This window comes from Mycobacterium sp. KBS0706 (assembly GCF_005938675.2).
Taxonomy (GTDB): domain Bacteria; phylum Pseudomonadota; class Alphaproteobacteria; order DSM-16000; family Inquilinaceae; genus Inquilinus.
Genome location: NZ_VCCH02000040.1, coordinates 61439 through 71713 on the forward strand (window position 1 = coordinate 61439; position 10275 = coordinate 71713).

Annotated in this window: 8 protein-coding genes and 1 riboswitch; of the genes, 3 read left to right on the plus strand and 5 right to left on the minus strand. The window is 70.2% G+C overall.

Annotation, left to right across the window (positions count from 1 at the left end):
• The first annotated feature begins 19 nt into the window (after positions 1 to 19).
• Positions 20 to 1840, plus strand: coding sequence for a translational GTPase TypA (gene typA / locus FFK22_RS21665; RefSeq protein ID WP_138888366.1), 1821 nt, complete (start codon positions 20 to 22; stop codon positions 1838 to 1840).
• Positions 1841 to 1843: 3 nt separating this feature from the next.
• Here typA and FFK22_RS21670 read toward each other — a convergent pair whose 3' ends face one another.
• From FFK22_RS21670 to FFK22_RS21690, 5 genes are all read right to left on the minus strand, one after another.
• Positions 1844 to 3688: an AI-2E family transporter gene (locus FFK22_RS21670; RefSeq protein WP_138888365.1), complete on the minus strand. Its 1845-nt coding sequence runs from the start codon at positions 3686 to 3688 to the stop codon at positions 1844 to 1846.
• Between the two features lie 145 nt (positions 3689 to 3833).
• Positions 3834 to 4610 (minus strand): hypothetical protein, encoded by a 777-nt coding sequence (locus tag FFK22_RS21675; RefSeq protein ID WP_138888364.1) that lies wholly within the window; start codon positions 4608 to 4610, stop codon positions 3834 to 3836.
• A 67-nt stretch (positions 4611 to 4677) separates the two neighbouring features.
• The gene (locus FFK22_RS21680; protein WP_138888363.1) at positions 4678 to 5502 is read right to left on the minus strand and encodes a 23S rRNA (adenine(2030)-N(6))-methyltransferase RlmJ; all 825 of its coding nucleotides are present in this window, start codon (positions 5500 to 5502) and stop codon (positions 4678 to 4680) included.
• Complete coding sequence (locus FFK22_RS21685) at positions 5499 to 6398, minus strand: class I SAM-dependent methyltransferase (protein ID WP_138888362.1); 900 nt, start codon at positions 6396 to 6398, stop codon at positions 5499 to 5501. The genes FFK22_RS21680 and FFK22_RS21685 overlap by 4 nt, the downstream gene beginning before the upstream one ends.
• A gap of 92 nt (positions 6399 to 6490) precedes the next feature.
• On the minus strand, positions 6491 to 6979 hold the full coding sequence (locus FFK22_RS21690) for a CHAP domain-containing protein (protein WP_138888361.1): 489 nt from the start codon (positions 6977 to 6979) through the stop codon (positions 6491 to 6493).
• A gap of 190 nt (positions 6980 to 7169) precedes the next feature.
• Positions 7170 to 7285, plus strand: a riboswitch (TPP riboswitch).
• A gap of 65 nt (positions 7286 to 7350) precedes the next feature.
• Here FFK22_RS21690 and thiC point away from each other — a divergent pair.
• Together thiC and FFK22_RS21700 are read left to right on the plus strand one after the other, a co-directional pair.
• A complete protein-coding gene (gene thiC, locus FFK22_RS21695) occupies positions 7351 to 9156 on the plus strand; it encodes a phosphomethylpyrimidine synthase ThiC (protein ID WP_138888360.1) in 1806 nt (601 codons plus the stop codon).
• Between the two features lie 161 nt (positions 9157 to 9317).
• A complete protein-coding gene (locus FFK22_RS21700) occupies positions 9318 to 10214 on the plus strand; it encodes a phytanoyl-CoA dioxygenase family protein (protein WP_138888359.1) in 897 nt (298 codons plus the stop codon).
• Positions 10215 to 10275 lie beyond the last annotated feature (61 nt).

Below are 10275 nucleotides of genomic sequence, written 5' to 3' on the forward strand. Positions count from 1 at the left end.
CCCGCCCCTTGGACGGACCATGGATATCCGGAACATCGCCATCATCGCCCATGTCGATCATGGCAAGACCACGCTGATCGACGTGCTGCTGCGCCAGTCGGGGGCCTTCCGCGAGAACCAACAGGTCGCCGAGCGGGTGATGGACTCGAACGACCTCGAGCGCGAGCGTGGCATCACCATCCTGGCGAAATGCACCTCGCTGGTGTGGAAGGATGTCCGCATCAACATCGTCGACACGCCGGGCCACGCCGATTTCGGCGGCGAGGTCGAGCGCATCCTGAACATGGTCGACGGCGTGGTGGTGCTGGTCGACGCGGCCGAAGGGCCGCTGCCGCAGACCAAGTTCGTCACCGGCAAGGCGCTGAAGCTGGGCCTGCGGCCGATCGTGCTGATCAACAAATGCGACCGGCCGGACGCCCGCGCCCATCAGGTGCATGACGAGGTGTTCGACCTGTTCGCGGCGCTCGACGCCAATGACGACCAGCTCGACTTCCCGACCCTGTTCTCCTCGGCCAAGCAGGGCTGGGCGGCGGACAGCCTGGAGGCGGAGCGGACCGATATGGCGCCGCTGTTCGACCTGGTGCTCAAGCACGTCCCGGCGCCGAAGATCGAGGAGGACCAGTCTTTCCGCATGCTGGCGACCACGGTCGAGGCCAACCCCTATCTCGGCCGGGTGCTGACCGGCCGCATCCGGTCCGGCACGGTCAAGCCGAACATGACGGTCAAGGCGCTGTCGCGCGACGGGTCGACCATCGAGACCGGCCGCATCAGCCGGGTGCTGGCCTTCCGCGGCATCGAGCGCCAGCCGATCGACATCGGCGAGGCCGGCGACATCGTCGCCATCGCCGGGCTGGAGACCGCGACCGTCGCCGACACCATCTGCGACCCGTCGGTGACCGAGCCCTTCGCGGCCCAGCCGATCGACCCGCCGACCATCGCCATGACCTTCTCGGTCAATGACAGCCCGCTGGCCGGCACCGAAGGCGACAAGGTGACCAGCCGCGTCATCCGCGCCCGGCTGCTGCGCGAGGCCGAGGGCAATGTCGCGCTGAAGATCACCGAGACCGCCGAGAAGGATGCCTTCGAGGTCGCCGGCCGCGGTGAGTTGCAGCTCGGCATCCTGATCGAGACCATGCGCCGCGAAGGCTTCGAGCTGTCGATCAGCCGGCCGCGCGTGGTGTATCAGAACGACGATGCCGGCCAGCTGCTGGAGCCGATCGAAGAAGTCACGATCGACGTCGACGAGGAGCATTCCGGCGTCGTCGTGCAGAAGCTGTCCGAGCGCAAGGGTGAGCTGCTGGAGATGCGGCCTTCGGGCGGCGGCAAGCAGCGCCTGGTCATGCTGGTGCCGACCCGCGGCCTGATCGGCTACCAGGGCGAGTTCCTGACCGACACCCGAGGCACCGGCGTGATGAACCGGATCTTCCACGACTACGCCCCGCACAAGGGCGCCATCGCCTCGCGCCACACCGGCGTGCTGATCTCGAACGCCCAGGGCGAGGCGGTGGCCTATGCGCTGTGGAATCTCGAGGATCGCGGCCCGATGCTGATCGAGCCGCAGGCGAAGGTCTACCAGGGCATGATCATCGGCGAGCACACCCGCGGCAACGACCTCGAGGTCAATGTGCTGAAGGGCAAGCAGCTGACCAACATCCGCACCACCAGCAAGGATGAGGCGGTGCGCCTGACCCCGCCGATCCAGATGACGCTGGAGCGGGCGCTGACCTACATCAACGACGACGAGCTTGTCGAGGTCACGCCGAAGACGGTTCGCCTGCGCAAGACCGTGCTGGACCCGAACGAGCGCAAGAAGATCGAGCGGCAGAAGAAAGAGGCCTGAGACTCAGGCCGAGGCGATGCCGGACGGCTCCGGCATCGCCTCGCGCCCTGTCTCTCCGCCGCCGTTTCCGGCCGGCTTCGGCGTCCATTGCGTCACGGCCGCGACGATGGCGCTGAAGCCGCGGACGACCACCGTGTGCGCCTCCAGCCCGTCCGGCATCTCCCCGGACAGCTCCCGCGGCCCCAGCAGGCCGACCACCAGCATGGCGTCCGGCCCGATGCGCCGGCGCAGTCGCCGGATCAGCCGGCCCAGCTGATGCTCGGTCACGATGCCGGCATGGGCCGCCATCACCACCGGCACGTCGATCGCCTCCGGCACGGCCCCGCCACGGTCGCCATAGCGGCACGCGATGCCCTTTTCGGCCAGGATCTGGCCGGTCATCAGCGCGGCGGCCTGGTCCAGCTCGTCTCGCGCGCCGAGGCACAGCACCGCGGGCGGCGTGTCCTGCCCGTCCTCGTCGAGATCCGCGACCGCCGTCAGAATCCCGCCCCAGACCGCGGCGCGCTGAGGGCCGTCCAGCGCTCCCCGCTGCCGGTCGGCCTGGGCCAGGTGGATGGCCGGCAGGATCATGCTCTCGAACAGCGCCTGCCGGGACTGGCCCTGCAGCCCTCGCTCGGCCAGCTCCGACGCCTCCAGCGGATCGCCGGCCAGGATGCGCTGATAGAAATGCGCCTCGGGCGTCAGCGCCGGCGTGCTGCCCAGGAGCACGTCCAGGAAGCCGAACTGCGGCACGTGCCGGCCCAGCACGGCCAGGCAGACCGTCAGCGGCACCGCCAGCAGCAGCCCCGGAATGCCCCACAGGGTCAGCCAGAAGATGGTGGCGAACAGCACGGCGAAGGGCGAAAGGCCGGTGCTGCCGCCATACAGCAGCGGCTCCCCGACATTGACCGTGATCAGGTCCAGCACCACGAACAGCGCGATCGTCGCCAGCGGCATCAGCCAGCCGGGATCGACGGCGAAGGCCAGGATGGTCGGCAGCAGCGCGGCGGAGACGGTCCCGACCAGCGGGATGAAGCGCAGCACCGCCGACAGCAGACCCCACAGCACCGGGTTGGGCACGCCGATGACCCAGAGGCCGGCGCCGAAGGCCGCGCCGTAGCAGAAGTTCAGCAGCGCCTGCGCCAGCAGGAAGCGGCTCAGCCGCTGCGCCGCGTCGTCCATCGCCGCGGTGGCGCGGGTCAGGTCCTTGGACCCGAGCAGCCAGATCAGCCGGTTCCGCAGATCCTCCCGCTCCAGCAGCATGAACACCGAGAAGACCAGGACCACGCCGATAATGGCGAAGGGCTCGAGCAGCGGGGCGCCGACCTCCCAGGCCAGCTGCAACGGCGTCAGCGCCGGCGGCACCAGCTGCACCGGGACCGGCTTGCCCTGCGCGGCCTCCACGCCCATCGGCGCCGCCGCCGCGACCGCCCGTTCGGTCGCCTCCTCCGACAGGCGGGCCACCATGGCCGTCAGCCGGTCGATCAGCCCGCCGCCAGGCGCGACCTCCTTGATCGACTGGATCTTCGCCTCGAGGTTGCTCTGGTATCGCGGCAGGTTGCCGGCCAGGTCGATCGCCTGGCTGGCGACCAGCACGATGAAGACCACCGCCGCGATCGACAGGGCGACGATCACGACCAGCACCGCCGGGGTCCGCGGCAGCCCCAGCTTGCGCAGCTGCAGCACCACCGGGGCCATGGCGAAGCTGATCAGCAGCGCCAGCGAGAACGGGATCAGGATATCGCGGCCGAAATACAGCGCCGCGGTGGCCGCCAGGATCAGCAGGATGCCATTGGTCGAGGACAGGGCGCCGATCTTGTCGGTCAGCGGGGTCAGGCTGCGGGGGGATCGGCCGGGTTCGGACAGCATCTGGGCAAGGGCGGAAGCCTGGGGCGGAGAGGGAACGCGGCAGCCCAACCGGCGGTTCCCGGCGGATTGCCGGGATCGCTCCGGCTTCCTCTATCCGGATGAGCGCCGGTGAGGCGGTCCGCGGAAGAGACCAGGCGATCGCCCCTCAAGCCGACTGGCCGGCCGGGCCCGGCGGCTGCGACGACCGCTCCGGAGCGGCCGGCCTCGCCCGTGCGGATCGTTCCGCCGCGATGATGGTGCCGCGCAGAAGCTCGGATACCGCCTGCCGCAACTGCGTCCGGCCATGGGCTTCCGCCTGCAGGCCGACGCTGACGCCGACCGCCATCAGGGTATGGTCGCCGGTCATGCTCATGCCGACCACGGCCTGGGAACGGCGGAGCAGGCTTGCAGGCCCGGTCGGCGTCAGTGCGAAGCCGTTGTAGACGCCGAAATCATCCGCGCCGAGATACTGGAATCCCCCTGGGTCCATGCGGAACTGCCGGGACGACGAATCCGGCCCCGGGTCCAGCGCTCGTTCGCTCATCAGCGCCGACACCTTGGGGTTGGCCATCATCGTCAGGAACATCCGCCGGTCCATGATCGCCGCCTCTTTGGCCGATGCCGGCGGCAGGGCGGAGGCGACGAGCGCCAGCCGATCCACCACGGCGCTGGCGGATGGAGATGATGGTTCGGCACAGGGCCGGAACACACCCAGCACCGTGTCGTCGGGCTCCAGATTCTTGATCAGCGCTTGTATCGCCCGCGCCCCGAGGACGTCGGATTCGTCCGACAGGCAATAGCCGGCCGGCGCCACCGCCTCGAACGGCACGGCGGCGTGATGCGCCGCCGGGGCAGCCGCCATCGTCGGCACGATCGATCGCGGCGCCTGGGCAGCGCAGGCCGAGAGCGCCGTCAGAACAACGGCCAGTCCAAACAATCGCATCCTGAAATCTCCCCTCGCAATGGGGAAGCGTAACGCGGCGGCGGCATGACGGCGAGCGGGATTCCGCTCAGCCCGGCAGCGGCTCCAGCCGCCAGGCGCCACCCTGGCGGGCCAGCTTCGGCTGCAGCCAGGCCAGGGCCTCGCGCAGCGCCTCCTCGACGCCCCAGGGCAGGTTGACCAGTACAAGTCCGGAGCCGTTGAGGCGGGCCGGGAACAGCGTGTCGAACACGGTCAGCTCGGCCACGCGGGCGCGGGGCAGGGGCGGCAGCGCCGCGAGCATCGCATCGACCGGCGGCCGGTCCTTGATCGGGTACCAGGCGGCGATCACGCCCTCCGGCCAGCGGCGCTGCGCCGTGGCGATGCCGCGCGCCAGCCGCGCCAGCTCGTCCGGCTGCTCGAAGGACGGGTCGAGCAGCAGCAGGCCGCGCCGCGGCTGCGGCGGCAGCAGGCCACGCAGCGCCTCCCAGGAATCGCGGAGGTGGATCGCGACCTGGCCGTCGCCGGCGAATTCGGCGCGCAGCCTGGCATTGTCCTCCGGATGCAGCTCGACCAGGGTCAGCCGGTCCTCCGGCCGCATCAGCGCCCGGATCAGCCGCGGCGATCCCGGATAGATCTCGAGCCGGCCGGACGGGTTGACGCCGCGCACCAGCTCGAGATAGCGCGCCACCGCGGCCGGGGCGTCGGTCGCGCTGTCGATCCGGCCGATGCCGTCAATGTATTCCCCGGTCTTGGCGGCCTCGGCGGCCAGGGCGTAGCGGCCGACCCCGGCATGCAGGTCCAGGGCGGAGAACGGCTTGTCCTTGCCGCGCAGCGCCTCGACCAGCGCCACCAGCACCACATGCTTCAGGACGTCGGCCTGGTTGCCGGCGTGGAAGGCGTGGCGGTAGTTCATGCCGCCCGCAGCACCGCCACCCAGCCGGGCAGCGGCGTCCCGTTCTCGGTGCGGGCCCAGGCGGCCTCGACCTCGGTCACGGCGAAGCCGGTGGCCGCGGCGACCGCCGCCAGATAGCTGGGCGAATGCAGGTAGCGGTGGCGGTCGCCCAGCAACCAGCCTTCGCCCTCATGCGATTCCGCGGTCAGGGCGAACCACCCGCCCGGCCGCAGCACGGCCCGGACAGCGGCGAAGAGCGGCGCCAGATCGCCGATATAGACCGCGACGTCGGCGGCCAGCACCAGGTCGTACCGCTCCGGCCAGCCCGCCAGGGCGGCGACGACCTCGCCCGGCTCCAGCCGATCGTACAGGTTGCGCGCCATTGCCTGCAGGATCATGCCGGGCGAGAGGTCGATCCCGTCCAGCCGGCGGCGGCGGTCGGCAAAGGCGGCGCCGGCCAGCCCGGTGCCGCAGCCGAGATCGAGGATATCGAGACGGCCCTCGGGCACGATCCGGTCGACGGCGCGGCGCAGCAGCGCCGGGCCGCGATAATGCAGGGCGTCGACCAGCGACGCCTCGAAGTGCTGTGCGTACTGGTCGAACAGGGTGCGGACATGCGCCTCGGGCAGCTGTGCCGGCGCCGGGGCGGCGCCGATCAGCGCCAGCCGGACGGCGGCGCCCATCCGGTCCTCCGGGTCCAGCTCCAGCGCCGCCCGGTAGGCCGCGGCGGCGTCGCCGCCGGCCGCCTCGAGCGCCTGGCCCAGGGCATAGTGACTTTCGACGTCGCCCGGCGTGATCTCGATCGCGGCGCGGATGGCGTCGACGGCCTCGGCCGGCTGGCCGTCGGCGAGCAGGGCAAGGCCGATCTCCAGGCGCCGACGCGCCCGCGGGTCCGGCGTGGGAAGGGGGAGGGTCATGGTCTGCGTCCACTGCGCCGCAGCCGTGCCGCAGTCGCGCGCGGGCTTATAGCCGAAGCGCCATGCCGGCGTCGAGGGACTCGCTGTCCGGGTCAGGCGCTGGTGGGGTAGACGAAGCCGTCCGACTCGTAGACGCCGCCATAGGCGCCGGTGTCGGGGTTCCAGAACCGCACCGCGGTCCAGTCGTTGTCGGAGGAGACGTCGATCACCGACTGCTCGCGGTAGATCCGGCGCCGGGTCGGCCCGTCATTGCCCCAGTTGGTGTGCGACACGGTGATCTCGCGCGAGTTGCGCACCGACACCACCACCGAGATGTGGCCGGAGCTCAGCCGGTCCGACCGGCCCAGCACCAGCACGGCGCCGGAGCGCGGCGCGCTGCCCTTGCCATAGACGCCGTCGGCCTGGTCCCACCAAGTCCAGGCGTCGCCCTTGATCTGGATGCCGGAGACGGCGCGGGCATAGGGCACGCACTCCTCTGGCGCGTTGGCGGTGACATACCGGGCAACGCCGCTGCCGGTCGGGTTGCGCACGATCTCGCGCCCGCCGCCACAGGCAGCCAAGGCCAGCGCGACAGACAGCATCCACGCATGTCGCAGCATCGCTTTCAACCGATAATTCAGAAATCCACCCCAATGCATTGTAATGTAGATGTTTTTAGGAATCCGGTCAAGATCGAGACGAGGCGGCGGGCCGGCGACGTTCCGAGAACGCTATGTTCGCACCATCTGGCAGCCGCCGCTTGACATCCCCTCCCGGCGCGCGCTCTGATCGGGGCGTTCCGAGGGGAGCTCCGGTAAGGAGCTGAGACACCACACCATTCGCGACGTGGGAACCCTTCGAACCTGATCCGGGTCGTGCCGGCGTAGGGAATGGAACCACATGCGCGCTCAGCCGCTTTTTCCGCTTTCCGTCTTTGGCACGCCCTCAATCCGTCCGATCGAGGAGGCCGTGGATGCCCAAGGACGTCATCCCCACAACCGTCACCACCGGCCCGCTGCCGGCGTCGCGCAAGATCCATGTCGCGGGCGAGCGCAACCCGGACCTGCGAGTCGCCATGCGCGAGATCGTGCTGTCGCCCGAATCCGGCGAGCCGTCGCTCCGGGTCTATGACGCTTCCGGCCCCTACACCGACCCGGCGGCGCTGATCGACATCGGCGCCGGCCTGCCGGCGCTGCGGGCCGGCTGGATCGCCGCCCGCGGCGATGTCGAGGCCTATGACGGCCGCACCGTGAGGCCCGAGGATGACGGCCGCCGCCCCGGCGAGGCCGCCAACCTGTTCGAGTTCCCGCGCGGCGAACGCCGTGCCCTGAGGGCCCGCGGCGGCACCGCGGTGACGCAGATGGCCTATGCCCGCGCCGGCATCGTCACGCCGGAGATGGAGTATGTCGCGATCCGCGAGAATCTCGGCCGCGAGCGGGCGCGGGAGCAGGCGGCGCGCGACGGCGAGAGCTTCGGCGCCGCGATCCCGGACTATGTGACGCCGGAATTCGTGCGCGACGAGGTGGCGCGGGGCCGGGCGATCATCCCGTCCAACATCAACCACCCGGAATCCGAGCCGATGGCGATCGGCCGCAACTTCCTGGTCAAGATCAACGCCAATATCGGCAACTCGGCCGTCACCTCCTCGATCGCGGAGGAGGTGGAGAAGATGGTCTGGGCGATCCGCTGGGGCGGCGACACGGTGATGGACCTGTCGACCGGCCGCAACATCCACACCACCCGCGAATGGATCCTGCGCAACTCCCCGGTGCCGATCGGCACGGTGCCGATCTACCAGGCGCTGGAGAAGGTCGGCGGCGTGGCCGAGGACCTGACCTGGGAGATCTTCCGCGATACGCTGATCGAGCAGGCGGAGCAGGGGGTCGACTACTTCACCATCCATGCCGGGGTGCGGCTGCCCTACATCCACCTCACGGCGAAGCGGGTCACCGGCATCGTCAGCCGCGGCGGCTCGATCATGGCCAAGTGGTGCCTGGCGCATCACCGCGAAAGCTTCCTCTACACCCATTTCCGCGAGATCTGCGCGATCATGCGGGCCTATGACGTCGCCTTCTCGCTGGGTGACGGGCTGCGCCCCGGCTCGATCGCCGACGCCAATGACGCGGCCCAGTTCGCCGAGCTGGAAACGCTGGGCGAGCTGACCAGGATCGCCTGGGAGCACGACGTCCAGGTCATGATCGAAGGCCCCGGCCATGTGCCGATGCACAAGATCAAGGCCAATATGGACAAGCAGCTGGAGGTCTGCGGCGAGGCGCCGTTCTACACGCTCGGGCCCCTCACCACCGACATCGCGCCGGGCTACGACCACATCACCTCCGGCATCGGTGCTGCGATGATCGGCTGGTTCGGCACCGCCATGCTCTGCTACGTCACGCCGAAGGAGCATCTCGGGCTGCCGGACCGCGACGACGTCAAGACCGGCGTGGTCACCTACAAGATCGCGGCCCATGCCGCCGACCTGGCCAAGGGGCACCCGGCGGCGCAGCTGCGCGACGACGCCCTGTCCCGCGCCCGCTTCGAATTCCGCTGGCGCGACCAGTTCCACCTGTCGCTCGACCCCGACACGGCGCTGGCCTATCACGACCAGACGCTGCCGGCGGAAGGCGCCAAGACGGCGCATTTCTGCTCGATGTGCGGCCCGAAATTCTGCTCGATGAAGATCACGCAGGAGATCCGGGCCTCGGCCGAGGCGGGGATGGAGGAGATGTCGGCGCGGTTCCGCGAGGGCGGCGGCGAGATCTACCGCGCGGCGGAGTGACCGGGGGCGGCCAGTCCGCGCTTGCCGGGATGAAAATCATTCTTGGTCCGCGCGGAGACGGCCGGTATAGGACTCGCAGCGGAATTTGACCGCTGGCGGCCCGGGGCGGGCGTCTGCCCCGGGCTGTCGTCGACGGCGGCGCTCGGCGCGAGGAGATTTCGATGGCAGCCCTTTCCGAACATGCGGCCAAGGCCGGGCTGATGACCCGGTTCCTGCTGCAGCGCCGGTTCCAGCGTGTCGCCTGGCGGGACTGGGTGGCGGACCGGATCGCCGGCCAGGTCGGACGCGCCCCGGTGTCCGGCTCGCCCGAAGCCACGGGGGCCGCCTCCGCCCTGGCATCGGACGGCTTCGCCATGACGCCCTGGCTGATGACGGCCGACCGGATCGCGGACATGCGGCGCCACTTCGCCGGCCACCAATCCTTCAACCCCTACAAGCCCGAGCACGGCACCTTCCAGGCGCCGGAGCAGGCGCCGAAGGGCACCCATGTCGCCCATTTCCGGCCGGATGTGGTGCTGAACGCGCCGCATGCGCTGGCCATCGCCAACGACCCGGCGGTGCTGGAGGCGGTGCAGGCCGCGCTCGGCTGCAAGCCGACGATCAGCTACATGGCCGCCTGGTGGTCGATCGCCGGCGACGAGGAGGGGCAGCATGCCGAGCTGTTCCACCGCGACTATGATGACTGGCGCTTCATCAAGCTGTTCGTCTACCTCACCGATGTCGATGCCGGGGCCGGGCCGCACATCTATGTCCGCGGTTCGCACCGCGAGGACCGGCTGATGCCGATCCGGCGCTATTCCGACGCCGAGGTCGAGGGTGCCTTTGGCCGCGACCGCTTCGTCCGGTTCGAGGGGCCCGCCGGGACCAGCTTCCTGGAGAACACCTTCGGCTTCCATCGCGGCCAGCCGGCGCGGACCTCGGCGCGGCTGATCTTCCAGGTGGTCTATTGCCAGGGGCCGATCCTGTACGGCCCGCTGCGCCCGATCGTCGAGGCCGGCCGGGTGGCCCCGGGGCTCAGGCTGGATCCCCACGTCAACCGCGTCTACCTGCGGGCCTGACCCCGGCTGTGCCAATCGGATTCAGGCGCAACTCACCCCTGGAGTCCCCCCTCCCGTTGCG